This is a genomic window from Ensifer sp. GW823-FHT05D09, assembly GCF_058795755.1.
Genome location: NZ_JBXAIA010000005.1, coordinates 158577 through 182372, shown reverse-complemented (window position 1 = coordinate 182372; position 23796 = coordinate 158577). Strand labels below are relative to the sequence as shown.

The window sequence follows — 23796 nt, the reverse complement described above, 5'->3', positions numbered from 1 at the left end:
CGGGAAAACAAAATCTTTGGCGACATTCCTAGAGGGTATAACCGATGGACGACATGATGCTCCTCACCTTCCTCGCGACGCTCGTCGGCGCCGCCTGGAGGCTCGCCACCCCCTTGATCTTCGCCTCGATCGGCGAGGTCTTTTCCGAGCGCGCGGGCGTGCTCAATATCGGACTCGAGGGCACAATGCTCGTCGGCGCATTCTGCGGCTTCGCTGCGGCCTCGGCCACCGGCAACATTCCGCTCGGGCTCTTGGCGGGCGTTGCCGGCGGGATGCTGTTCGGGCTCGTCTTCGCCTTCTTCACGATCACCATCAAGGCAGACCAGATCGTGGTGGGCGCGGCACTCAACCTGCTCGGCATGGGCCTGACGGCCTTCCTCTTCCGCACCTATTACGTCTCGACTGGCAAGGGCATCGATATCGCCCAGCCAGTCCACATACCGTGGCTGAGCGACCTGCCCTTCCTCGGGGAGGCGTTCTTCCGGCAAAACCTGATCGTATACTCGACGATACTGGCCGCCATCCTCGCCACACTCGTGCTCTACCGCACCTCGTTCGGCCTGACGCTTCGCGCCGTCGGCGAACACCCGAAAGCCGTCGACGTCGCCGGTCGCAGCGTGCCTGGCTACCGTTATGCCGCCGTTCTCGTCGGTACCGGGTTTGCGGGGCTCGGAGGCGCGTTCCTGACGCTTGGTCACTCCAACCAGTTCGTCGAAGGCATGACCTCCGGCCGCGGCTTCATCGCCCTGGCTGTCGTGGTCTTTGCGCGCTGGTCGCCGATCGGGGCATTCTTCGTCTCGCTGCTCTTCGGCCTCTTTTATGCCCTGCAGCTCATGCTCCAGGCGCAAGCGTCCATCGTCGTGCCCTATCAGGTGCTGCAGGCGCTTCCCTATATCATGACGATCATCACGCTCGTCGTGTTCCGCGGCAAGGGTGCTGCACCCAGCAAGCTCGGCCAGCCCTACGAGATGAGGTGATCGACATGTCGACAAGACCCTTCCTGCGCATCGACAATATCCGCAAACGCTTCGGGCCCATCGTCGCCAGCGACGGTGTATCCCTCGAAATCGAGGAGGGCGAAATCCACTCGCTGCTCGGCGAAAACGGCGCCGGCAAGAGCGTGCTGATGAGCATGATATGCGGCATGGTCCGGCCGGATGAAGGCGATATCGTCTACAAAGGGCAATCGGTGAGCTTCGCCAGCCCGCGCGACGCGATCCGCCAGCGCATCGGCATGGTGCACCAGCATTTCATGCTGGTGCCGAACCTCACGGTGGCGGAAAACTACATCCTCGGCCAGGGTTCTGCACTCAGCGTCATCTCCGACATGGACAAGGTCCACCGAAAGATCCGCGCGCTTTCCGAACGCTACGCCCTCGACGTGCGTCCCGACGCAATCGTCGAAGATCTCTCGGTCGGCGAGCAGCAGCGGGTGGAAATCTTGAAAGTGCTGTTCCACGGCATCGACCTGCTGATCCTCGACGAGCCGACCGCCGTTCTGACCCCGCAGGAGACCGACCGCCTCCTCTGCCTGATGAGCGATCTCGTGAAGGATGGAAAGACCGTCGTCTTCATCTCGCACAAGTTGGACGAGGTGATGCGCGTCAGCAATCGCATCAGCGTCATGCGCGACGGACGCGTCGTACACACGGTCAAGGTAGGGGAAACGAATGCGCGGGAGCTCGCCCGCATGATGGTGGGCCGCGACGTTCGCATGGAGCTGCCGCGCAACCCCGAGCCACCCGGCCCTATCGTGCTCTCTGTTGAAAACCTTGCCTGCCGCGCAGAGAATGGCATTCCGGCCGTGCGCGGCGTGAGCTTCGACGTGCGCGCCGGCGAAATCGTCGGCATCGCCGGCGTTTCCGGCAACGGCCAGACGGAACTCTCGCTCGCACTTTCCGGACTGCTGCCCGTCGATACAGGGCGCGTCGTTCTCAACGGAAAGGAGATTACCGGTCTTGATCCCGCCGCGATCAATGCCAGGAGCTTTTCCCACATACCGGAGGACCGTCACAAACATGGCATCGTGCTTCCGCTGTCGCTCAGCGAAAACACCATCCTCCAACGCTACGACCAAAAACCCTTCGCGACGGGCGGCATGCTGAATGGCCGGGTGATTGCCGAGCATACCCGCGACCTGATCAAGCGTTTCCGTGTGAAGAGCCGGGACGAGAACCAGCCAATCGCTGCGCTGTCAGGTGGGAACCAGCAAAAACTGGTCGTCGCGCGGGAGCTGGCGCGCAATCCCGATTTCATCCTCGTCAACCAGCTTACCCGCGGTATCGATATCGGCGCGATGGAGTTCGTGATGGAGGAGATGCTGAAGCAGCGCGACAGCGGTCGCGCCATTCTGCTGATCTCCACGGAGCTCGAGGAGCTGTTCGCAATCTGCGACCGCATCCTGGTGATGTTCCACGGCGGGATCCTTGGCGAACTGCCCCCGGACCGCACTCGTCTCGACGAACTAGGCTTGCTGATGGCCGGCAACAAGGAACAGCCGGCACCTGCGGGGTAGACAAGCGAAGATTTGGCAGGCTTTGATGGGGCAGGACAACGGGAGGTCGCGCGTACATGAACATAACCCTGCGGCAACTCAGGGCCTTCATCGCAGTGGCCGAGCTCGGCCAGTTCAACATCGCCGCACGCAATCTCCATCTCACCCAGTCCGCGGTCAGCATCCTCATCCGCGACCTTGAGACGGAAATCGGCGTGCGTCTGTTCGACCGGCATACGCGCATGGTCTCCCTCACTCTTGTCGGCCAGGAGTTTTTGCCGCAGGCGCGAAAGATCCTGAAGGACCTGGAACTGGCCGTCGGCGACGTGCGCGACAACGCCATGCTGAAGCGCGGCCAGGTGACGGTCGCCGCGGCGATCGTACTTGCCGCCACCATCGTTCCGCCGATCATCGCGCGCTTCCTGCGCATGTACCCGGAGATCTCCGTCAATATTCGCGACATGCCCGAGGAGCAGATCACCCCGGCGCTCAAGCGCCACGAGGTCGACATCGCCGTCGGCACCCTCTCCGAGGAGGATCCGGAGATCACCGCGACGGCCTTGCTGCGCGACAAGCTGATGCTCGTCTGCCGGGAAGATCACCGGTTTGCAAAGCGCAAATCCGTGCGCTGGGCACAACTCAAAGACGAGACCCTGATTACGCTTGCCGCTTCCAATCCACTACGCAACATCGTCGAGCACAATCTTATCCGCGTCGTCCCGAACTATCGGCCGAAGTACGAGGTGCGTTTCTCGACGACCGCGATCAGCATGATCGCGGCCGGGATGGGTGTTTCGGTGCTGCCGGAGAATTCCGGACAACTCGCCTCGGCCGTCGGGGTGACCACAATCGATCTCATTGACCCCATCGTCATGCGCGATGTCTCACTGCTTCAACGGCGCCATCACAGCCTTTCTCCCGCTGCCGAGCATCTGAAGGCGGCCTTCATTGCCAGCGCTGCAAGAAACAATTGAGTGTTCGACAAGGCCCCGGGACGCTCTACCAGCGTGCTCGTCGCTTGCGATGACGAACTCTTAAACCTCGCCCCTTCTTTAAATCCCGCGTCAGTTCACCGATCCGGCTGCTCCGCCCTGACCTGCTTTGAGCAAAGTGTCGTCAGAGCAGTGCGACACAACACCGACGGCTTGAAGCGATATCGAACTGCGAACCTTCTCATCAGGCCAGTGTCCGATCCGTGCCTACTGCCGAAATGCTGGCCCCAATCTCAGGCAACCGCCTGTGCGCCGGTGATTTCGACAAGTGAACCGCACATGAAGGCTGCTTCGTCGGAGGCCAGGAAGGCGACCAAGGCTGCGACCTCCTCGGGTTTCCCGATGCGGCCGAAGGGAACGAGCTTGTCGAGATCGGCAATGGTGCGTCCGGAACGCTTCACTCCGGCTTCCAGCATCGGGGTGTGGATCTCGCCAGGGCAGACGGCGTTGACGCGGATCTTGTTCGGCGCGTAGTCGCGCGCAAGGTTCTGCGTGAAGCTGGCCACCGCGGCCTTCGTGACGTTATAGGCGATGTGATTGGGGGCAGGATAAAGGCCCCACTGGGAGGCCGTGTTCACGATCGCGCCGCCGCCTGCCTCGATCATGTGAGGTAGCGTCGCCTGGCACAGGTGGAACATTGCATCGACATTGACCGCAAAGCTCAGCCGCCAATCCTCCGGCATCAGCGAGAGGAGATTGCCGCGGCGGTTGATGCCGGCATTGTTGCAAAGCACGTCGATATGCCCTTCGGTCGCAATGACGTTATCGATGATGGCGCGGCAACCCTCGGCAGTGGCGATGTCGCTGGCGAGCGCACGGGCGTTGCCGCCCTCGCCCGAAATCTGCGCGACGGTCGCTTCCGCGCCTTCGCCGTTCATGTCCGTGACGATAACGCGCGCCCCCTCGGCAGCGAAGCGGGCGCTGATCGCTCCCCCGATGCCGCCAGCAGCTCCAGTGACGATGACGACCTTATCCTTGAAACGCATCCTGTTACCTCATGTAGCTGCCGCCGTTCACGTCCAGCACGGCGCCGTTGAGAGAGGCCTGCGAGGGACGGAAGGCGAAGGCGGTGATCTCGCCGATTTCCTGTGGGTCGACCATCCTGGCGATGGGGATGCCGGCCAAAGCCGCCGCCTCACCGTGTTCGGCGATATAGGCTTCGGCCATTTCGGTGCGCACCCAGCCGGGCGCCAGCGCTAACGCGGTCACGCCCTCATGCCCGTGGCTTTGCGCAATCGATTTGGTGAGATTGATCAGGGCGGCCTTCGAGGCGCCATAGGCCATGGCACTGGAGGTGTAGCCGCGCTGACCGGCACGGCTGGCCATGTTGACGATCCGGCCGCCGCCATGCACGCGAAAATGCTGGATGGCGAGCTTCGACAGATCGACTGCCGAAAGGAAGTTGACCTGCATTTCGCGCACCCAGACCCGCTGCCACTCTTCCATCGGCGCGTCGATCGTAACTTCTGACCGGATACCGGCATTGTTGACGAGGCCCGTCAGCCGACCGGCAACGGCCAGGGCCTGATCCCACAGGGCCTGCGGCCCGGCCGGATCCGACAGATCGGCTGGCACGCACCAGCCCCTGCCGTTAAGCGATTTCACAAGCACCTCGGCGGCATCGCGATTTCGGCTGTAGTGCACGACGACGTTCGCTCCGTCCGCCACGAGAGCATGGCAGATCGCCCGCCCGATGGCGCCCGTCGCACCGGTGACGAGAATGGACTGTCCCGAAAGCTTCATAGTTCACCCACCTGCGGACCCCAGGTATCCGACAGGGCAAAGCCTTGCGCGAAAGGATCCTGTGGATCGAGCCGAAGTTGCTGGCGGCCGAAGACGTAGCCCTGGCCGGTGATGCGCGGCAGGACGGCCGGGCGTCCGCCGACGGTTGTCTCTCCGACAATCTCCGCCGTGAAGGTCCCCCCAATGATGCTGCGCGAAATGCGCCTGTCACCGATCCGTGCCAGCCCCTTTGCATGCAGGATCGCCAGATTGGCCGAGGAGCCAGTGCCGCAGGGCGAGCGGTCGACCCGGCCCGGTTTCAGTGTTGTGCAGGTGATGACCGATCCATCAGGTTGATAGTCGCGGAACATCACATAGGCGATCTCATCGAGACCCGGGATCTCAGGATGATCCACCTCCACCTGCTTGGCCAACAGCGCCTTGATCTCCGTCCCTGCCTCGGCCAGGGCGCGGGCCGCCTCCGGCACGATCCTTAAGCCCACTCGATCAACGTCGATCTGGGCATAAAAGACACCGCCAAAGGCGATGTCCCCGGTGATGCGCCCCCATTTCGGCGTGTCGATCACGACATCGAGCGCGTGAACGAAGGCCGGGACATTGTCGAGGCTGACCGACAGGCATCGGCCATTCTCACACTGCGCGCGGGCGACGATCAGCCCGGCTGCGGTATCCAGACGGACCACCGTTTCCGGCTCGATCATGGCAACACGGCCGGTTTCGATAAGCGCGGTCACCACGCAGATGCAGTTGGAGCCCGACATCGGATGGGCACGATCCGGCTGCAGCACGATGAAGGCGGCATCGGCATCCGGCCGGGTCGGCGGCAGCAGCAGGTTGGTCGTGTGGACAACCTGTGCCCGCGGCTCGCGTGTCAGGAACAGACGCAGCGACGGGTCCACGTTGTTGAGATGGTTCATCTTGTCGAGGATGGTTGCGCCCGGAATGTCGGGGGCGCCGCCGATGAGGACATTGCCGCTTTCGCCCTGGCAATGCACGAGCAGGATATCGAGCACCTTGTCGAAGGTCATTTCAGATACCATCCCCACGGCTCATCACCAACCAGACGCGTGATCTGCTTTGTCTCCAGATAGTTGTCGAGGCCCCATCGGCCGAGTTCCCGACCAATTCCGGACTGCTTGTAGCCGCCCCACGGCGCTTCGGTGAAAGTCGGCTGCGAGCAGTTGATCCAGACGATCCCGGCGCGGAAGGCGGCGGCCACGCGTTCGCAGCGTTCATCATCCGCCGACATGACGGCGGCGGCGAGGCCGAAGCGGGAATCATTGGCAAGATGGATCGCCTCCTCCTCGGTCTCGAAAGGACGAATGCAGACGACCGGGCCAAAGATTTCCTCGACCCAGGCATCGCTGTCGAGCGGCATGTCGGTGAGGATCGTCGGCGCGACCCAGAAACCCTTGTCGAAGCCCTCGTATCTGCCGCCGCACGCGACGGTCGCGCCCTGCTCTATCGCACGGTCGATGTGGCGCAGGACGTCCTCGTACTGGCCCTTGTTGACCAGTGGCCCGAGCAGCGTACCCGCGTCGAGGCCGTTGCCCATCTTGATCTTCCTTGCTTCCTCCACCAACCGCGCCAGAAGCTTCGGGTAGAGCGGGGCTTCCACCAGTACCCTTGACGTGGCCGAGCAGACCTGGCCCTGGTTCCAGAAGATGCCGAACATGATCCATTCGACGGCCTTCTCGATATCGCTGTCGGCAAAGACGACGAACGGCGACTTGCCGCCGAGTTCGAGACTGATGCGTTTAACGTCTTTCGCGCCGGCAGCCATGATGCGCGAACCAACCGGCCCGGAACCCGTGAAAGCCACCTTGTCGACCGCGGGATGCTCGACGAGGGCCTGCCCTACGACCGAGCCTTTGCCCGAGAGAATGCTCAGCACCCCCCGCGGCAGCCCCACTGCCTCGGCGATCGCGCCAAGCTCCAGCGCCGTCAGCGAGGTGGTTTCGGCGGGCTTGAGGATCATGGTGCAGCCGGCTGCAAGAGCAGGAGCGACCTTCCAGGAGGCCATGAGAAGCGGATAATTCCAGGGAACGATGGCAACCGCGACGCCGAGCGGTTCGCGCACGGCCTTGGAGACGAAGCGCGCATCCGCAAGCGTCACCTCCTCCAATTCGCCATCCAGCTCCTCGGCAAGATCGGCATAGAAATCGAAGCAGCCTGCGGCGTCCGCCAGGTCCCATTCGGACTCGGGCAGCGGCTTGCCGTTATCGCGGGTCTCCATGCGCGCAAGCTCCGACAGGCGATCGCGGATGCCCTTAGCCATGGCGCGGAGATAGTTCGCGCGCTCCTTGCCCGAAAGACGCGGCCAGGGCCCGTTGTCGAAGGCTTCGCGCGCCGCCTTCACGGCAGCTTCGGCCTCCAACGCGCCGGCGGCGGCAATGTGATGGAAAACTTCTTCGGTCGCCGGGTCGATCACCGCGAGCATCGCTCCGTCGGCGGGAGCGACCCATTGGCCATCGATGAAAAGCTTGTTCTGCATGATATCCTCACAGGTAATGCATGGGCGGCATCAGTCCGGACTACGGACAACGCCCTTCAGAAACGGTCGACACGATAAGGACGCATATCGACAGGCGGTGTCACGCCGGTCATCAGGTCGCCCATCAGGCGCGCGGTCGTTGCGGCATAGGTAACGCCCAGATGACCGTGGCCTGTGGCATAGAAGACACCCGAGACCTTCGCCGAGGCAGACATGACCGGCACGGTGTCGGGAAAAGCCGGACGATGACCCATCCACTCCGAAAAGTCCTCGCAGCGCAGCCTCGGTAGGGCCGTCTGCGCCCGCCGCACGGTTATCTTCGAGCGGCGGTAATCGGGTGGCGCGTCAAGGCCCGCCATTTCCACCGTGCCGCCGACGCGGATGCCGCCCGCCGTTGGCGTGACCATGAAGGCCCGTGCGGGCCAGATGATCGAATGGCGCATGGAAATGCCGGGAGCCATGATCTGCGTATGATAGCCACGCTCGGTTTCGAGCGGCATCGGCTCTCCCAGCATTTTCGAGAGCAAGCCGCTATAGGCACCCGCGGAGATCACCACCTCATCGGCAGCGATGCGATCGCCTCCCGCGAGCCGCACGGCGGTGATGCGGTCGGATCGGTCAAACCCCGCCACCGCTGCGCGCCGGATTTCGCCGCCGCGTTCGCGGAAACGTTGCGCCAGGCGGTTCACCAGGCGAAACGGATCACGCAGGCTGCGGTTCTGCGGAAAGAGGACGGCGATGCCGATCGTGTCCGATAGTTCCGGTTCCAGTTCCCGCGCCTGCGCACCCGTCAACCGGCGGTACGGAAAACCGAAGCGCTCGAGGATTTCGATATGCTCACGGTCGGCGCGAAACTCCGCCTCGTCGCTGTAGAGCGAAAGGCAGCCCTGTTCCGTCAATTCGTCTTCCAGCCCAGTTTCGCGCAGCAGAGGCAGGAGGTCGTCATAGACACGCCTGCAGAGGGCCGCACCCTCGGCCTCCAGCCGGCGCAGCTTGCCGGGCCGCGAGGCGGCAACGAAACGCGCGAACCAGGGAAGGAGCTTTGGCATATAGCCAGGACGAACGCGCACCGGCCCCTCGGGGTCGAGCATCCAGCCCGGGATCTGCCGCCAGATCGACGGGCGTGAAGCCGGCATGAACTCGGTCACGGCAATCGAGGCCATGTTGCCGTAGGACGCGCCGCGCCCGACCTCGTCCCTATCGAGAAGGATGACCTGGCGGCCGCGCGTCTGCAGCTCGTAGGCAATCGCCGTGCCGATGATCCCTGCGCCGACAACCACGGTCGTCATGCTCGCCTCTTTCCGTTGTTCATCAGTCTGGTCGGGCGGCTCATCCGCCTGGTCATGGGGACTTACCAGTTCAGGATCGGTTGCATGGCGGCGCGGAATTCGGCCTTTTCCTCGGCCGTCAGGGGCCCGAGCGGCCCTCGGCATTCGCCGACCGGCAAGCCCTGCAATTCGCAGCCATACTTGATCTTCTGGACGAACTTGCCGGACTCGAGGATGTTCATCGCCCGGTAAAGGGTCTTCATCATTTGGCGGGCCTTGCCGAGGTCCCCCGACCTATACGCCCGATCGAGATCGCAGCAGGCCTTGGCCATGCAGTTCGATGGACCGCAGATCCAGCTTTCCGCGCCCCAGAACATGAAATCGAGCGCGATGTCGTCCGAACCGCTGACAAGCTGGATTTTGCCTTCGTAACGACTGGCGATGTCGATCGCCCGTTGCAGCACGCCCGAGCTTTCCTTGATGGCAACGACGCGCGGATTGTCGGCAAAATGATCCATCAGTTCGAAGCTGATGTCCGACCCATCCTTGGCGGGATAACTGTAGAGCACGAGATCGACGTCAACGGCGGCAAGAACGGTCTCGTAGTGCTTGATGAGCTCGGCCTGGCTCGGGCGGGTGTAGAACGGCGGCGCGAGCAGGACCGTGTTGTAGCCGATCTGTTTGGCAATCGCCGTCTGTTCGATGACCTCACGCGTGGCCGGCGCATTGGTGCCGGCGATCAGGATTTCACCTGGCTTGGCAAAGTCTTTGACGAACTGAAGAACGTCGCGACGCTCCTCTGTCGACTGGCTGAAATATTCTCCAGTGGAGCCGTTCGGCACCCAGCCCGTGACACCGGCTTCACGCAGGTGAACCATGAGCCTTTCGAAGGCCTTGAAATCGATCTGACCCTTGGCATCGAAGGGGGTGACGAGGGCCGGCATGACGCCTGACAGTTTCATGGGAATCTCCATTCGGATGTTCGTGTGGCGGGCGCGTCAGACGGCCAACCGCTTTAGGATGCGTTGTTCGATGACCGTGACGGCGCGCGTCAGCGGGAAGGCGATGACGAAGTAGATGAGGGCGACGACGGTCAGCACCTCGATGGGCCGGGCCGTGTTGTTGGATATGTTCTGGCCGACGAACATGAGGTCCGCCATGCCGACAGCCGAGACCAGCGCGCTTTCCTTGAAGAGGCTGATGCAGTTGGAAAGCAGCGTCGGTGCAGCGCGCAGCACCGCCTGCGGGAGGACGACGTTCGCCGTGCGCGCCCAGGGAGAAAGGCCCAGCGCCACGCAGGCGTCCAACTGCTCGCGCCCGACGGACTTCAGCGATGCCCGGAACGTTTCGCTGCTGATCGCCCCCATGTAGAGCGTCAGCGCTATTACACCGGACGCCATGTTGGAGAGTTCGACGCCGAGGACCAACGGCAGGCAGAAGAATATCCAGAACAGCTGCACGAGCACGGGCGTGCCGCGGAAGAACTCCACATAGACGCTCGATGGGCCTCGCAGGATTGCGTTCTTGGAGGTTCTGGCAAGGGCGACAAGGAAGCCGAGGATGCAGCCGAGCAGGATGCAGATCAAAGTCAGCTTGAGTGTGGTCCAGAGGCCGAGCAGGAGTGCATGCTGGAATTTCAGCACAATCGCGAAGTCGAAGGTCATCGTTGAACTCCTCAGCTTGCCAGGGCTTCGCGGCGGCGTTCCAGATAGCCGACGACCTGGGAAACCGGGAACGACATGGCGAAATAGAACAGTGCGACGATGGTGAAGGTCTCGATCGGGCGGTATGTCTGCGTGGCCAGGGTCTTGCCCTGGTACATCAGATCCTGGACGGCAACGATGGCGACCAGCGCGCTCTGCTGGAAGATCCCGATCCCGTTGGTGAGCAGCACCGGCATCGAGTTGCGCACCGCTGTCGGCAGAACGAGATAGAGAATTCTCTGGAATGGGTTCAAACCGAGCGCCACGCCGGCATCGAGCTGCTCGCGCGGCACGGCCTGGATCGAGGCACGGTAAGCCTCCGCATTGAAGGCCGCGAGATTGAGGCCGAGCGCCAGGATCCCCATCGTGACTGAACCGAGGAACACGTTGAACAGCATGGGGACGCAATAGAAGAACCAGACAATCTGGATGATCGCCGGCGTGCAACGGAAGAATTCGATGAAGAGCGTGACCGGGAGGCGGATCACAGCAAAGCGGCTCATCACGAGCAGCGCCAGTCCAAAGCCAAGCGTCAAGCCGATGGCATTTGCGGCAATCGTGAGTTCGACCGTGACGAGCAGGCCATCCCAAAGCGGTCCGAAATTGCGAAAGACGGACGCGAAGTCAAAACTGTAGTTCATGGCGTCCTCCTCAGTGCTTGATGTGGAACACCCGCTCGATGAACTCGCGCGTGCGCTCCTCCTTGGGAGAGCCAAGCACCTGCTCTGGCGGACCATCCTCGACGACCACGCCGCCGGCGCAGAAAATCACGCGGGAAGCAATGTTCTTCGCAAACCACATGTCGTGGGTCACAATGACCATCGGCATCTGCTGCTGGGCGAGCTGCAGGATCACCTGTTCGACTTCGGCCACAAGCTCGGGATCGAGCGCCGAAGTCACCTCGTCGAACAGCATGAGTTTCGGATCGAGCATCAGGGCGCGGGCAATGGCCACGCGCTGCTTCTGCCCGCCGGAGAGCTGGGCTGGATAGGCTTTAGCCTTCTGCGCGAGGCCGAAACGCGTCAGCAGCGCCATGGCCCTCGCCTCTGCCTCGGCCTTCTTCTCTCCCCGTACCTTCATCGGCGCGAGGATCAGGTTTCCGATCACGTCGAGATGCGGAAATAACGTGTAGTGCTGAAACACCATTCCGATCGACCGCCGGACCTTGGCATCAATCGTGGTCTTGCCGTTGCCGTTTGCGCAGATGTAGGGCTTTCCACCGAAACCGACGGACCCTCTGTCGATCTGTTCGAGTCCCATCAGAACACGCAGAAGTGTGGACTTGCCACCGCCGGAGGGCCCGATAACGACGACGCGGTCGCCCGCCTTCATTTCGATATCGAGGCCCTGCAGCACCTTGACGACGCCGCCGTAGCTCTTGTGCAGTCCTTCGATCTTAACCAGCGGGGCGGTGTCCGACATCGTCCAAACTCTCCTCCTTGAGACAGGGAAGCGGAGCCGCCGCGGGGCGGCTCCGGCATGGCTGATAGTTGCCGGGCTCAGTTGCCGGTTTTGAGAACCTGATCGACCGCCTTGCGGATCAGTTCCTCGATGTGACCGGTAGCAACCCGCTCTTCGAGGAAGATATTGATCACCTCGACATCAGCGGCGGAAAGCTGATGCGGCAGGCCAAAGGCGACGCCCTGTTTTGCAAGCGCCGGCGTGGGGTTCAGCGCAACGGCCCAATCCGGATTGGACTGTGTGAAGAGCTGGTTGGTATCGGACGCGTCGACAAGTATGTCCGCGCGGCGGGATACAACGGCAAGGCGTGTTTCATCGTTGGTTGGCAAGCGCAAGATCGTGGCAGTCTTGACGACCGAGGAGATCGCCTTGTCTTGTGCCGTGCCCGACATCACCGCGAGCGTGACGTCGGCCTTGTCGATATCGGCGACTGCGGCCGCGTCAGTCGGGATCTTGGGATTCTCCTTATTGTAGGCAAGCGAGATCTGATACTCCATCGCAGGAACGGAGAACTGCACGGCCATCGCCCGTGCCGGTGTCCGGTTGAGCGCCAGCGACACGTCCCATTTCCCGGCCTGCAGACCGGCGACGATATTGTCCCAGGTCGTGTCTACGAATTCGGGCTTGACCTTCAAAACCTCTGCAAACTCGCGGCAGAGGTCGGCAAAAAAGCCGGAATACTCTCCGCTTGCCGGATCGCGCATGACATAGGGCGGGGCGACAGCTGCTCCGCACCGCAGCGCCCCGGTTTTCTGGACGCCCTGCCAGTATCCGTCTGTGGTCTCAGCCGATGCGGCTGTGGGAGAAAAACTCGCCACCAGGACGAGCGCCGCCGTCGCCCGCAGTGCGGACGTCATCACTCTCGAAAGCATGTGCATTCCCCAATTTTTGTGCGCGTAAAGCGCGGTTCCACCGGTCGGCTGCGGCCGTTCTTTTTGTTTTTCGTGTCGGCTCCGTGTCGACTGAGTAATTTATGTCGTCTCCGTGTCGACAAAGTCAAGCGGAAATTTTACAATTGCTGCGCGGTCGTTTTTCTGGCCCAATGCCGAAGAAATACGGAAAGGGACGTAAGTGTCTGACGAGATTGATACGAAACGGGTGCGCGGCACCGGCTGGAAAAGCGTCTACGACACGCTGCGAACTGAAATTCTCGCGCTAGCCCTGCCGCCGGGCCAATTGCTGGATGAGACGACGCTTGCCGAGCGTTTCGATATGTCTCGGTCGCCGGTGCGCGAGGCCCTGATCCGGCTTGCGGGCGAGGATCTGGTGGTGACGCTTTCCAATCGCAGCACGATCGTGGCGCCGATTGAGGTCGCAAGCTTTCCAAAATATGTGGAGGCGCTTGATGTCGCCCAGCGCATGAACACGCGGCTTGCCGCAGCGCTCAGGACCGACGCCGACCTTAAGATCATAGCCAAGCGTCAAAAGGAATTCGAGGCGGCCGTCAGGACCGGCATGCACCTGAAGATGTCGGAGGCCAACAAGCAATTCCACATGGCCGTCGCTTACGCTGGGAAGAACACCTATCTCGCCTCATTCTACGAGCGCCTCCTCAATCAGGGCCAGCGGATGCTGCACTTGCATTTCGAATATCTTGAGCGCACCGGCGACGGCTATCTCCTGACCGACGAGCATGAGTTGATGCTGGAGGCAATCCGGGCGAAAAACGTCGAGCGCGCCGACGAGCTGGCCCATGCCCACACCCGCCAGTTCCAGGATAATTTCATCTCGTTCCTGCGCGAAAATTACACGACCGATGTCGCCTTCGGGCCGCTTGCGGCTGCGGAATAGACCATGCCCCTGCCCCAGAAGATCGGATTCATCGGAACAGGCGCCATCACCGACGCCATGGTGCGCGGCCTGCTCGCAAAGCCCGCTGCGGTCCCGCATGTTATGGTGTCGATGCGCAGCGCGGATATTTCGACGGCGCTCGCCGCCGAATTCCCGCAAGTGCTGGTCTCCAACGACAACCAGGCGATCGTCGACGGCTGCGATACGGTCGTCCTGGCGATCCGCCCGCAGATCGCCGAGGACGTCATTCGCCCCTTGCGGTTTCGTGACGACCAGAGGGTGATCAGCGTCGTCGCCGCTACCGGGAGACAAGCACTCCGCGACTGGATCGGCGCCGACGTTGAGCTCACCCAGGCCATCCCCCTACCCTTCGTCTCCCGGCGGAAGGGCGTCACCGCCGTCTACCCACCGGATGAGGGCACGGCCGCTATCTTCAACGTGCTCGGCAACGCCGTCGAATGCGAAACCAAGGCGGAATACGACCTCCTCGCTACCGCGAGCGCCCTGATGGCGACCTATTTCGGCATCATGCACCGCACGACGGAGTGGCTCGCGGAAAACGGGTTGCCGGAAGAAAAGGGCCGCGCCTATCTCACGCCACTCTTTGCCGGTCTCGCAGAAGCAGCAGCTCATGCCGAAGAAGATATCAAATTCATCGATTTGAGCCGCGAATTCGCCACCAGGGGCGGTTTGAACGAGCAAGTGTTTCAAGACTTCGACGGTGAGGGCGGGACGGATGCCCTGAGACGAGCGCTCGATGGTGTTCTTAAACGCATCTCCCGCTGAATCAGCGTTGGACCTTTGTCCGGTTGGGCGAATACGGCCCCCTGCCCAGCCAGAGTCCTGACATCAACAGCTGCGGAATAGCTCACCCCTGGAATGGCCGGGATTGGGTTAGATCGAGCTTGTTTTCGTCACAGTCGAGTTCGACCCGTGCCGACCATCGGTTCAGATGATGTTCGAATGGCGGGGCTCGCGAACCGCCGTTATTCACCGAAACGTGGCGCGGCCTTGACCGTGTCGATGATGTTGCCGAGCAAGAGGTGCAAGGCATCGCGGTAACCGGTGCGTGCCGACGGGCCGCTCTCCTGCGAGGTCAACACCACGGTCAGTTCGAGCGCCGGCACGATATAGAGCATCTGGCCTCCATACCCCCAGGCGAAGTGCACGGTCTCGCCGGCGATCTGGCGCTGAAACCAACCATAACCGTAGATGTCCCCGGAGAAGCGCGAATTGGTGCGCGGTTGCCAGGACTGCGCGATCCACTCAGCCGGCACGACCTCTCGTCCTTCGGCCGTCTTGCCGCCGTTGCGGTACATCTCGCCGAAGGCCAGCAACGACCGCGCGCTCATCGCCATCTGGTTGCCGCCCAGATAGATGCCTTGGGGATCGCGATCCCACGCATCGATGCGAAAGCCCTTGATCGGACCGAGCCATTCGCGGGCAAGAGCAAGGGTCGGCTTGCCGCTAACCCTGGTCAGAATTGCGGAAAGCAGGTGAGTGGACGCAGTCGAATAGAGCATCTCCCCGCCGGGTTCATCGTCGAACGGCTGTGCCAGCGCGGAGCGAACCCAATTGCGGCTCGACACCCAGCGGCCGTAATTGGGGCCGGACATTCGTCCAAGCCCGGCCTGCATCGACAGCAGATGACCGATGGTGATGTCCTGAAGCCGCGGGTCCGGGGACGCCGGCAGGTCTGCCTCGAGGATCGGCGCAATCTTTTGCTCCGGCCCCTGCAGCAGCCCCTTGTCGATCGCGATGCCGACGAGCGCCGACACGATCGATTTGGAAGCCGACTTGATGTTGGTGCTGTCCGAGGGGCGATTGCCGCGATATCCGCGTTCGGCGACGACGGAACCGGATCGGGCGACGATCACCGCCTTCAGCGGCGTCAGGTCGTCTCGCGCTGCAAGTCCCTCCAACAGCGTCGGAAGCGAAGGCCGCTCCTGTGCGACTGCCAGGGAGCACATCGCCAGAAGCCAGAACAATGCAGCGGCAAATCTGATCATGTCTTCCGATCTAGGGTGAAAGCGCGGCCGCGTCATCGGACGACATGCATTGTCACGCTGATTTGAAGCCCGGTGAAAAGCCCAGTCTTGGCGTATCCGTGCACCGGTTTCACGCTTCCTGTGGGCCGGCAGCGCCTGCGGCAAGCACCGACACGAAACGGCGCAGGCTCTGCCGGACGAAATCCGCAACCGGGATCTGCGGGTCGAAACTCCACCAAAGCAGCGCCCCCTGCCAATGGGACGCCATCAGCAAACCGATACCGGGCACCGGCCCCGACGGACCGGCGAGACGTACGTCCAGCGCTTCAGAAAGGGCTTCGCGCCACCGCGCGCCGCGGGCGCGAAGCGCCGGGTCGCGCAAATCCTCGCGCAGGACCCGCAACCCGTCGGCGTAGGCTTCGATGCCACCATAATCGCCCGACAGTCCGGCGAGCAGATCGACGGCACCTTCCGGTGTCATCGGCAGGGTGGCCGCAAGCTCTGCAGTCAAGCGGTCGAGCCCGTCCCAGGCCTGCAGAAGCGTGCGCTGGACAAGGTTCTGCTTGTTTTCGAACCGCTGGACCAGCGTGGAGGCGGAGAGCCCCGTGCTCGCGGCAAGGGCGGCGAAGGTCAGGCCCTCCGGTCCGCTTGCATGCATGATCGCCAGCGCGGCGGCCAGCACGTCTTCGTCGGGCATCGTTTTGGGGCGTGGCATCTTGACTCTCATTAATAACCGAATAATCGTTTATATATCTCATTCCCGCCGCCACGACCAGATGGCGCGGATCGCCGATGGAGGAAAAATGATGCTCAAGGGAAAAATAGCGCTGGTCGCAGGCGCCACGCGCGGCGGCGGACGCGGCATTGCCGCTGAGCTCGGAGCCGCGGGCGCGACGGTCTATGTCACCGGCCGCACCACGAGAAGCCAGCAATCGGACTACAAGCGCCCGGAAACGATCGAGGAGACGGCGGAACTCGTCAGCGCGCTTGGCGGCGAAGGTATCGCGGTGCAGGTCGACCATCTGCAATCTCAAGAGGTGAAAGCGCTCGTCGAGCGCATCCGCAGGGAACAAGGTCGGCTCGATATTCTCGTCAACGATATCTGGGGCGGCGAAAACCTTTTCGAATGGAACAAGCCGGTATGGGATCATGACCTCGACAACGGCTTGAAGCTGCTTCGCCTGGCAATCGACACGCATCTGATCACCGCCCATCACGCCCTGCCGCTGATGATCGAGCATCGCGGCGGCCTGCTGGTCGAGGTGACGGACGGGACTGCCGAATACAACGCAGAACACTACCGGCTCTCGCCGTTCTACGACCTCGCCAAGGTCGCGGCCAATCGTATGGCCTGGGCACACGCCAAGGACCTGGAGCCGCATGGGGCCACTGCCATATCGATCACACCCGGCTGGATGCGATCGGAGATGATGCTCGAGCATTTCCAGGTAACGGAGGAGACCTGGCAGGAAGCAACGAAGCTCCAGCCGCATTTCGTCATTTCCGAAAGTCCGCGCTTCGTCGGCCGCGCCATAGCCGCCGTTGCCGCGGACCCGCAGAAAGCGCGATGGAACGGACAATCGCTGTCGAGCGGCAGCCTCGCCCAGGCATACGGCTTCACCGACCTCGACGGCTCGCGCCCCGATTGCTGGCGCTATATGCGCGAGGTGATGGAAACGGACAAACCCGCTGATGCGGCAGGATACCGCTGAACACCCGCCCGCGGGCAAGCCGCGGTCAGATCCGTCAGATCGCCAGCGTCTGCACCGCGCCATCGCCGAACTCGCAATCGAGTTCCCACCCGGTTTCAGCCCGGCGAACACGCAGGAATGTCGCCCCGTCCCGAGGAGCCGGCCGCGTTGCGTTGACCGCGCAGCGATAGGCCTTCGCGCCAGACCGGAATTCGATCGTTTCGCTTTCGACGATTTCCTCATCGATGCCGTTGGCGAAGGGATAGGGCGCAAACATCGCCGCCGTATGGATCGAATGAATTCGGGTGACGGAACCATCCGCGTCGAAGAGGTCGGCCGTCGCGACACCAGCACGGTGTTCGCCTCCAGAGAGGAACACCACATGCTCGATCCGGTTCTCGGCGATATAGCCAAGCACCTCGCCAAGCGTGTTGGGATAGCCGTCCCATCCATCGGAATGCAACGCGGACAAGTTCGTCCAGGAAAGGCTTTGATCGCGCTGGGTGGCGCGCCGATGCCGCGGCAGCAACATCGCAGGAGACACGACGAACTTCGGTCCGGGGGCCAGCAACAGCCATTGCTTCAAGCTGTCCATCATCGCCGGCGCGAACATCGCGGCCGACTTCAGGCCATCACCCGCCTTTCGGTGGGTTCGCTGTGTGCGCGTGTCGAGCATGAAGAAATGGAACCCGTCGAAATCGAACATATCGAGCTTGGCATTTTTGCCGCGTTGATACTTCCGGTAGGCGTCGATGCCGCGCATCGCCCTGCCGACATTGTCATCGACATCCGGATCGGAGATCGGCTCCCAACTGTCGTCGATCTCCTGGTCGTCGGGCAGCATGAAGGACGGGATCTGTCGCAAAACGTTGCGCACGCTGCTCTGGCTCAGCCAGGCCTCATAGGGCAGGCGGTAACGATCATCCCGTCGGGTAGGGTCATAGAGCCCCACCGTCGGATCGACATAGACCTGGCCACCGACGAAAAGCGCGAAGCGCGGCTTGATCCCAGCACGGGCCTCCAGCCGTTCAGCAATGCGCCCATAGCCGCGGTAGGCGACCGCCGCGTCGAGAAACCCAGCCGGATACTGGCAGGAAGTGAGCGAGAAACTGGTTCCGTTAGGCGCCGGTTCCAGGGGCGGAAGTGCCGGTGGATCATAGGGGACGATGCCGTCCCTCAGATCGAAATCCTGCTCGGCAACAGGTGGATGCGCCGACTGCATGAAGCCCTGGCGCCCTGCCCTCGGCGATGGAAAGGCCATCGCGCGCTCCACGGCCGCGGCCATCTTCTCAAAACGGCTGTAGGCGAACGCGACAGCCTGCCCGCAAGCGGCATTGCCGGCCGCTCCCGTCGGATCGAGCCGCCGCATCCGCCTTTGCCCGATATCGGCAACGAAGTAACCATAGGCAGGCGCCAGGGCGGCAGGACCGGGCACGACGCGTTCAAGCGGCGACGGCGGCTCTTCACGACCGAGGTCCGGTGCGGCCACCGCCGCATCCTCGTCATAGGCCAGCAGAACCAGAAGGGCATCGCTGCGATCGGCAATTCCATGGCCGGGCATGCGGGCGAGCAATGGAACTTCGAACGCATCCCACCCATCGTCCTCAAGTGCCTTCGAGGTATAGGCTACGAGATGCTCCAGGAAATAGGCTGTGTCCCAGGGCTGTGTCGGATCATCCGGCCGACAGATACGATCATCGACCATCCGGATGCGCAGGAGCAATGCGGCTTCGGTCGCCCGATGCGAGGGCGCCGAACCGAGGCGGATGACCAGCGCCGGGGTCTTCGGGCGCTCTTCGGTAATGATCGGACCGATCCAGGGCGGATAGACCACTTTTTCACTGTCGGCCTTGACGACGCCCGCCGGTATGTCGGCGTCGAAAAACTGCTGTATCTGCGCCAAGGCCGCGTGCCGCGTCGTTCCGACCAGCGCGTCCTGGTGGCCCGCGCCCGGAATGACGAAGGGAGGCATATAGACCCGGCTGGCGGCGCCAAAAATCTGCCGCATGCGATCAACGGTCGAGACATGGGACTGTCCGTTTTCTCCCCCATGCACGCTGAAGGTCGGGAACGACCAGTGCTTTGCCAGGTTCTGGCGCGAGACCAGACCGTTGCGCCCTTGAAAATCCGTCATCGTCGAGGAACGCACGAAATGCAGGTAGGACGACACCGTCGACAGGCTCGACGGACCGAAATGCTCGTCGATGTAGCGCAGCACTTCGGGCTCCATGTTGCGCACATCGAAATGGCGTCCGTAGAGCGCGTCCATGCGATGCCGCGTGCGCGTCCAGGGCGTGCGCTTCGTTGGCCATAGCGGGTTCTCGACGTCGAACTCCTCGACCGGATAGGGCAGCGACGACAGAAGACGATCGAGAAGATCGTCCGCAAGCGTCGGTTCCTTCGGGTTGAAACTGTAGCTGCCCGGCAGGAAATCGATGAGGTAGCGCGTGAGAGAGGCGCGAAAGATGTTGGCCGGCGCAAAAACGACGAGCGGCCCGACCTGCGTGAAGGCGGCGCGATGGACGAGCCCGGTCGCATGGCCGTTCAGCACGGCGATGCTGAAGACGACGGCTCCCATGCAATGGGCGATCACGTCGACCGTCCCGTCCGGCGACGTTGCCGCCACGGCCTTCAGTGCCGCCGGTACGTCGACATTGCCGATCTGGTCGAAGCTCCACGCCTCTGTCGCCGTCGGTTGGCCCGCGCTGGTTCTGAGATCGGCGATCCATATGTCGCGCCCCGTACACCAGAAATGGCTGGCGAAATTGGGATTGACCGCGTGATGCGCAAAGGTGGTGCCGCTGGCGCTATGGCCGTGCAACATAATGAGCGGGCGCTTCTTGCTGTTGGGATGGCGGTAGCGCGTCAGCCGCACCTCGCCGGCCACATCGCTGCCTCCGCCATCCGGCCGTTCCGGCGCAAGCGCGATGCGATGCAGCTCGGCAGTGATCGACGCGCCGCCCGGGAGCTTCAGCGTCGTCGGTGGCAGGCGGTTGACGGTCGCCGGTCGCGGTCGCTTGTCCTGGTCGGGAGCACGAAAGCTCCAGAGATGCAGACCGAGCAGAAGCCGCGCGATGAAGCCGAAGACTGTCAGCAATTCGGCGATGGTGTTGACGCCGTCGCGTTGATCTACGACCCGGAACAACGGCACACCGATCCGCGCGAGATAACCGACGTCGAGTTTCAGCACGCGCTCGCCGCTGCCGGGGCTCAAGCCCGGAAACGTGTCGAGCGTCATCTCCATAAGCTGGCGCCAGGGATTGCAGCGCCGCTCATAGGTGAAGGTCTTGACGCCGACGATACGGTTGCCGGCGAGCGCGATCTTGCCGCCGACGTCCTGCGGCCCAATGGTCAGATCATAGCCGAGCGTCCTGATCTCGCCGGAGCGGCTGGCAATCGCAAAAGCCGATTTGAGCCGCGACCAGAGGCCGGGGCCATCGTCTCCATCGGCGAGTGCCTGATAGCCGTCCCGGAGTCCCCGGTTCAGCACCCAGGCCTTGCCCGCGCGCCACACGCGCCCAGGCATCGAGCTCTGCTGGCGCTCGAAGAGCCGCAGACTGCCGGAGATCGGCGCGCTGAATTCGGCGGCGGCATCGAGCCTTCGCTCCTTCACATGCAGGGGCAGCCAGGTCGTCTCCAGCGTTTCCCAGACGTCCCGAGGGAAAATCCGGATCTGGCTTCGGATGGCACCATCCGGCACTTCGGTTGCGACACGAAGGATCGGGTGGCTGCCATTGCTCGGCGTCAACTGCAAAAGCGAGATGGGCGCGAAGCGCATGGTCAGCTCGACGATCCGGGTTTCCTCGATCCCATCCACCGGCGTCAAGCTGATGGGGCCGACAAGCCTTTCGGTGATTTCGACCTCGCTTGACTGCGCCCGCGCGGCGACGTCTGTGTTGCGAAAGACCGGCCGAACCAGCGGGGAACCGATGGGCCGAACTTCGGCTGCAACATAGTTCCATTCCTCGGCCAGCGCTTCCGCGGCGCGCAGCGCAATCGCAGCAATCGTCAGGGCTGGGTTTGTCGCAAGTGCGGTCGGAACGATCGACCCGTCGAGCACGACGAGATCGTCATGCACCGCGTCGGAATCCACCGATGTGAAGACGCGGCCAAGGTGATCGACCACACCGTCCGCGCCCGTATCGGCCATCGCGCAGCCGCCAAGCGGATGGAAGGTCGCCAGCGGCCCGCGCTGATCTTTCAGCAACCAGGTCAGGTCGGCCGGCAACAGCTTCCAGACCGGATTGGGAATAAGCCGGCCACCGGTGCCTTTCGTCAGCGCCGCGAGTGCCTCGACTTGCCTGTCGAAAACGGGCAGAGTTTGCAGCTTGTCCCAGCGGATCCGCGCAATGCCATCCCGATCGACCGCATTTGGGTCGCCATCGAGTTCGATCCGGCCCTCAGCTCCATCATCGGCCATGACGGCGTAAAGTGCCGAGCGGCCGATGCGTGCGGCCGGCGCTGCGTAGATATCGTCATCCGGAAACCCCTGGCGATGCCGCGTACTATCATGCCTGGCGAGGCCGTGCAGCGTATTGAGGGTGGTGAAAACCTCGGCGAAGGCAATGCGCAGAGCCGCCGGCACCGACATTTCCTCGATCATCACACCCTTTGAGGCACGAAGGTCGATTACCCCGGTGATCATCGGCCCGATGGCCCGGGTCGATGGCTTGATCGTTTCGTCGGCGACGGTGTTGACATCGGCTGCGGTCGCGTAGTCAGCAACCAGCATGTCGCCATTGGTCGAGCATCCTGTGCCGAGGTTCCTGTCCGCCAGTTGCAAGCCTGCGCCGCGAGAGCGCATGAGGATTTCGCTCGATCCGAGCGCACCGGCGGCGAGCACGACCTTGCGGGCCCTGATCGCCACCGGGTCGGTGTCGCGCTTGCGGAGCTTCGTATTGGTGTGCACGCTCCTGACGAGCCAGCCGACATCTCCATCCCTGGCCAGGCTGAGGACCGTTGCGCCGCTGAAGATTTCTGCACCGTATTGGTTCGCGCTCACCAGCAGATTGACGTCGAGCGAGTTCTTTGCGCCACCATTGCAGCCGGTCGCGCAATCACCACAGCGCAGACACTTGTTCAGGCGCACATTGCCGGAACTGGTGGTGTCACTCATCGCGACCGTGATCGAAGCCGGTCTGAAATTGCCGTCCGGCGCGATGGCGCGCACCGACCGAAACTTTTGCGGCACGCCATCGACATGGTCGGCAATAGTGTTTGGAGCGCCCATGACGGTGCTACCGAGCAGATCGCGGGCACGATCGAAATAGGATTTCCAGGCCGAGAGATCCTTGAGGGCGGCCGGCCACCGCTTGTGGAAGACGCTTGGCAGCGGCGTTTCCATGACACCGGCATTGATCAGCGATCCTCCGCCGATCCCGTTGGCGACGACCGCAACGACCTCAGCACCGATCCTGATATCGATCAGGCCCTCCTTGTTGTTGTCGCCACGAATATGGCGCGGCAATTCGCCAAGGCCTGTCGGAAAGGAGCCCGGCAGGTATTCGCGCCCGCGCTCCAGCACGCCGACCGAAATCGGCCTGCCCTCATGCGTGCGCCCGGCGAAAGTCGAAGCGGCAATGGCGCCGCCGTAACCGCTGCCAATGATCAGGACATCGAAATGCACAGCGGCAGGAGCCTTGCGGACGCGATCGACCAGCCGCTCGAAGCCCTGGGAAATCCAGGCCGTCTTCGATTCCGTGTCGAGGTCGCTCATGCCAGCCCCGGCATCGAACCATCCCCACACGCGAGGGTGACGCGGCGCCCCGCATCATCGGCAGATGCGCCCGTTGGTCTGACAAGCTGCGATGTGCCGTTACCGATGTCGTCTGTCTGCACAGTGTTCTCCATCAGATTTGCCGCCGCGATCAATCGCGGTCGCCTTCCCTCCGGTCGTTCCATGCCTGCAAAATATGCTCGCACCGTCTCCACGGCTCGAGGGCAACAGATGCGATCTTAACTTTAAGTTGCATTCGAACACAAAGAACCGCGTCAGGCCTTCCGACCCGCACCCTGATTTTCAATGAAGCTGAGAGACCCCTCTTAGCGCCGAGCGGATTATATGCGAAAGTTCGCAGATACGTGAGAGGGGGACTACTAATCCAGAAGTAGTAGCCTTCTCGGCCGGATGCATGGCGCCAATGGCAACCACCCATCGGCCGTCGCATTTCC

The 23796-nt window shown here is 62.6% G+C and carries 19 protein-coding genes; 6 read left to right on the top strand and 13 right to left on the bottom strand.

Features of this window, described 5'->3' with window-relative positions; genetic code table 11:
* Nucleotides 1–44 precede the first annotated feature (44 nt).
* From AC1Q80_RS16785 to AC1Q80_RS16775, 3 genes are read left to right on the top strand one after another with little or no spacing between them, the layout of a single operon-like run.
* Nucleotides 45–977 carry an ABC transporter permease gene (locus tag AC1Q80_RS16785; protein WP_173421592.1) on the top strand — a complete coding sequence of 311 codons (933 nt, stop codon included), beginning with the start codon at nucleotides 45–47 and terminating at the stop codon, nucleotides 975–977.
* 5 nt (nucleotides 978–982) lie between these two features.
* Nucleotides 983–2515 (top strand): ABC transporter ATP-binding protein, encoded by a 1533-nt coding sequence (locus tag AC1Q80_RS16780; RefSeq protein ID WP_209789435.1) that lies wholly within the window; start codon nucleotides 983–985, stop codon nucleotides 2513–2515.
* A gap of 56 nt (nucleotides 2516–2571) precedes the next feature.
* Nucleotides 2572–3468, top strand: coding sequence for a LysR family transcriptional regulator (locus tag AC1Q80_RS16775; protein WP_173421590.1), 897 nt, complete (start codon nucleotides 2572–2574; stop codon nucleotides 3466–3468).
* A 251-nt stretch (nucleotides 3469–3719) separates the two neighbouring features.
* Here AC1Q80_RS16775 and AC1Q80_RS16770 read toward each other — a convergent pair whose 3' ends face one another.
* The 10 genes from AC1Q80_RS16770 to AC1Q80_RS16725 form a co-directional block, all read right to left on the bottom strand.
* Complete coding sequence (locus tag AC1Q80_RS16770) at nucleotides 3720–4472, bottom strand: SDR family NAD(P)-dependent oxidoreductase (RefSeq protein ID WP_173421589.1); 753 nt, start codon at nucleotides 4470–4472, stop codon at nucleotides 3720–3722.
* 4 nt (nucleotides 4473–4476) lie between these two features.
* Complete coding sequence (locus AC1Q80_RS16765; protein WP_492361181.1) at nucleotides 4477–5229, bottom strand: SDR family NAD(P)-dependent oxidoreductase; 753 nt, start codon at nucleotides 5227–5229, stop codon at nucleotides 4477–4479.
* Entirely contained in the window at nucleotides 5226–6257 is a 1032-nt protein-coding gene (locus tag AC1Q80_RS16760) for a proline racemase family protein (RefSeq protein WP_492361180.1), read from the bottom strand. Before AC1Q80_RS16760 ends, AC1Q80_RS16765 begins: the two co-directional genes overlap by 4 nt.
* Nucleotides 6254–7723: an aldehyde dehydrogenase family protein gene (locus AC1Q80_RS16755; RefSeq protein WP_492361179.1), complete on the bottom strand. Its 1470-nt coding sequence runs from the start codon at nucleotides 7721–7723 to the stop codon at nucleotides 6254–6256. Before AC1Q80_RS16755 ends, AC1Q80_RS16760 begins: the two co-directional genes overlap by 4 nt.
* A 56-nt stretch (nucleotides 7724–7779) precedes the next feature.
* The gene (locus AC1Q80_RS16750; protein ID WP_492361178.1) at nucleotides 7780–9012 is read right to left on the bottom strand and encodes an NAD(P)/FAD-dependent oxidoreductase; all 1233 of its coding nucleotides are present in this window, start codon (nucleotides 9010–9012) and stop codon (nucleotides 7780–7782) included.
* Nucleotides 9013–9074: 62 nt separating this feature from the next.
* Nucleotides 9075–9953: a dihydrodipicolinate synthase family protein gene (locus tag AC1Q80_RS16745; protein ID WP_492361177.1), complete on the bottom strand. Its 879-nt coding sequence runs from the start codon at nucleotides 9951–9953 to the stop codon at nucleotides 9075–9077.
* Between the two features lie 36 nt (nucleotides 9954–9989).
* A complete protein-coding gene (locus AC1Q80_RS16740; RefSeq protein WP_209789428.1) occupies nucleotides 9990–10655 on the bottom strand; it encodes an amino acid ABC transporter permease in 666 nt (221 codons plus the stop codon).
* An 11-nt stretch (nucleotides 10656–10666) separates the two neighbouring features.
* Entirely contained in the window at nucleotides 10667–11335 is a 669-nt protein-coding gene (locus AC1Q80_RS16735; protein WP_492361176.1) for an amino acid ABC transporter permease, read from the bottom strand.
* 10 nt (nucleotides 11336–11345) lie between these two features.
* Entirely contained in the window at nucleotides 11346–12116 is a 771-nt protein-coding gene (locus AC1Q80_RS16730; protein ID WP_173421581.1) for an amino acid ABC transporter ATP-binding protein, read from the bottom strand.
* Nucleotides 12117–12193: 77 nt separating this feature from the next.
* The gene (locus AC1Q80_RS16725) at nucleotides 12194–13027 is read right to left on the bottom strand and encodes a substrate-binding periplasmic protein (RefSeq protein WP_492361175.1); all 834 of its coding nucleotides are present in this window, start codon (nucleotides 13025–13027) and stop codon (nucleotides 12194–12196) included.
* Between the two features lie 199 nt (nucleotides 13028–13226).
* On the opposite strand from AC1Q80_RS16725, the gene AC1Q80_RS16720 reads away from it, so the two are divergent.
* The gene (locus tag AC1Q80_RS16720; protein ID WP_173421579.1) at nucleotides 13227–13946 is read left to right on the top strand and encodes a GntR family transcriptional regulator; all 720 of its coding nucleotides are present in this window, start codon (nucleotides 13227–13229) and stop codon (nucleotides 13944–13946) included.
* A 3-nt stretch (nucleotides 13947–13949) separates the two neighbouring features.
* Entirely contained in the window at nucleotides 13950–14732 is a 783-nt protein-coding gene (locus AC1Q80_RS16715) for a pyrroline-5-carboxylate reductase (RefSeq protein WP_492361174.1), read from the top strand.
* A 200-nt stretch (nucleotides 14733–14932) separates the two neighbouring features.
* Here the strand turns inward: AC1Q80_RS16715 and AC1Q80_RS16710 are convergent, their stop codons facing one another.
* On the bottom strand, nucleotides 14933–15955 hold the full coding sequence (locus AC1Q80_RS16710) for a serine hydrolase domain-containing protein (RefSeq protein WP_492361173.1): 1023 nt from the start codon (nucleotides 15953–15955) through the stop codon (nucleotides 14933–14935).
* A gap of 109 nt (nucleotides 15956–16064) precedes the next feature.
* Nucleotides 16065–16649: a TetR family transcriptional regulator gene (locus AC1Q80_RS16705; protein ID WP_492361172.1), complete on the bottom strand. Its 585-nt coding sequence runs from the start codon at nucleotides 16647–16649 to the stop codon at nucleotides 16065–16067.
* Between the two features lie 88 nt (nucleotides 16650–16737).
* Here AC1Q80_RS16705 and AC1Q80_RS16700 point away from each other — a divergent pair, with 88 nt between their 5' ends.
* On the top strand, nucleotides 16738–17646 hold the full coding sequence (locus tag AC1Q80_RS16700) for an SDR family oxidoreductase (RefSeq protein ID WP_492361171.1): 909 nt from the start codon (nucleotides 16738–16740) through the stop codon (nucleotides 17644–17646).
* Between the two features lie 34 nt (nucleotides 17647–17680).
* On the opposite strand, the gene AC1Q80_RS16695 is transcribed toward AC1Q80_RS16700, so the two are convergent.
* Complete coding sequence (locus tag AC1Q80_RS16695) at nucleotides 17681–23341, bottom strand: alkaline phosphatase D family protein (protein WP_492361170.1); 5661 nt, start codon at nucleotides 23339–23341, stop codon at nucleotides 17681–17683.
* Nucleotides 23342–23796: the final 455 nt, after the last annotated feature.

Coding starts and splice junctions, on each gene's coding strand:
- AC1Q80_RS16735 (WP_492361176.1), bottom strand. CDS start 11,335: ATGAACTACAGTTTTGACTTCGCGTCCGTCTTTCGCAATTTCGGACCG.
- AC1Q80_RS16740 (WP_209789428.1), bottom strand. CDS start 10,655: ATGACCTTCGACTTCGCGATTGTGCTGAAATTCCAGCATGCACTCCTG.
- AC1Q80_RS16785 (WP_173421592.1), top strand. CDS start 45: ATGGACGACATGATGCTCCTCACCTTCCTCGCGACGCTCGTCGGCGCC.
- AC1Q80_RS16760 (WP_492361180.1), bottom strand. CDS start 6,257: ATGACCTTCGACAAGGTGCTCGATATCCTGCTCGTGCATTGCCAGGGC.
- AC1Q80_RS16705 (WP_492361172.1), bottom strand. CDS start 16,649: ATGCCACGCCCCAAAACGATGCCCGACGAAGACGTGCTGGCCGCCGCG.
- AC1Q80_RS16715 (WP_492361174.1), top strand. CDS start 13,950: ATGCCCCTGCCCCAGAAGATCGGATTCATCGGAACAGGCGCCATCACC.
- AC1Q80_RS16755 (WP_492361179.1), bottom strand. CDS start 7,723: ATGCAGAACAAGCTTTTCATCGATGGCCAATGGGTCGCTCCCGCCGAC.
- AC1Q80_RS16770 (WP_173421589.1), bottom strand. CDS start 4,472: ATGCGTTTCAAGGATAAGGTCGTCATCGTCACTGGAGCTGCTGGCGGC.
- AC1Q80_RS16700 (WP_492361171.1), top strand. CDS start 16,738: ATGATGCTCAAGGGAAAAATAGCGCTGGTCGCAGGCGCCACGCGCGGC.
- AC1Q80_RS16750 (WP_492361178.1), bottom strand. CDS start 9,012: ATGACGACCGTGGTTGTCGGCGCAGGGATCATCGGCACGGCGATTGCC.
- AC1Q80_RS16745 (WP_492361177.1), bottom strand. CDS start 9,953: ATGAAACTGTCAGGCGTCATGCCGGCCCTCGTCACCCCCTTCGATGCC.
- AC1Q80_RS16695 (WP_492361170.1), bottom strand. CDS start 23,341: ATGAGCGACCTCGACACGGAATCGAAGACGGCCTGGATTTCCCAGGGC.
- AC1Q80_RS16710 (WP_492361173.1), bottom strand. CDS start 15,955: ATGATCAGATTTGCCGCTGCATTGTTCTGGCTTCTGGCGATGTGCTCC.
- AC1Q80_RS16730 (WP_173421581.1), bottom strand. CDS start 12,116: ATGTCGGACACCGCCCCGCTGGTTAAGATCGAAGGACTGCACAAGAGC.
- AC1Q80_RS16780 (WP_209789435.1), top strand. CDS start 983: ATGTCGACAAGACCCTTCCTGCGCATCGACAATATCCGCAAACGCTTC.
- AC1Q80_RS16775 (WP_173421590.1), top strand. CDS start 2,572: ATGAACATAACCCTGCGGCAACTCAGGGCCTTCATCGCAGTGGCCGAG.
- AC1Q80_RS16765 (WP_492361181.1), bottom strand. CDS start 5,229: ATGAAGCTTTCGGGACAGTCCATTCTCGTCACCGGTGCGACGGGCGCC.
- AC1Q80_RS16725 (WP_492361175.1), bottom strand. CDS start 13,027: ATGCTTTCGAGAGTGATGACGTCCGCACTGCGGGCGACGGCGGCGCTC.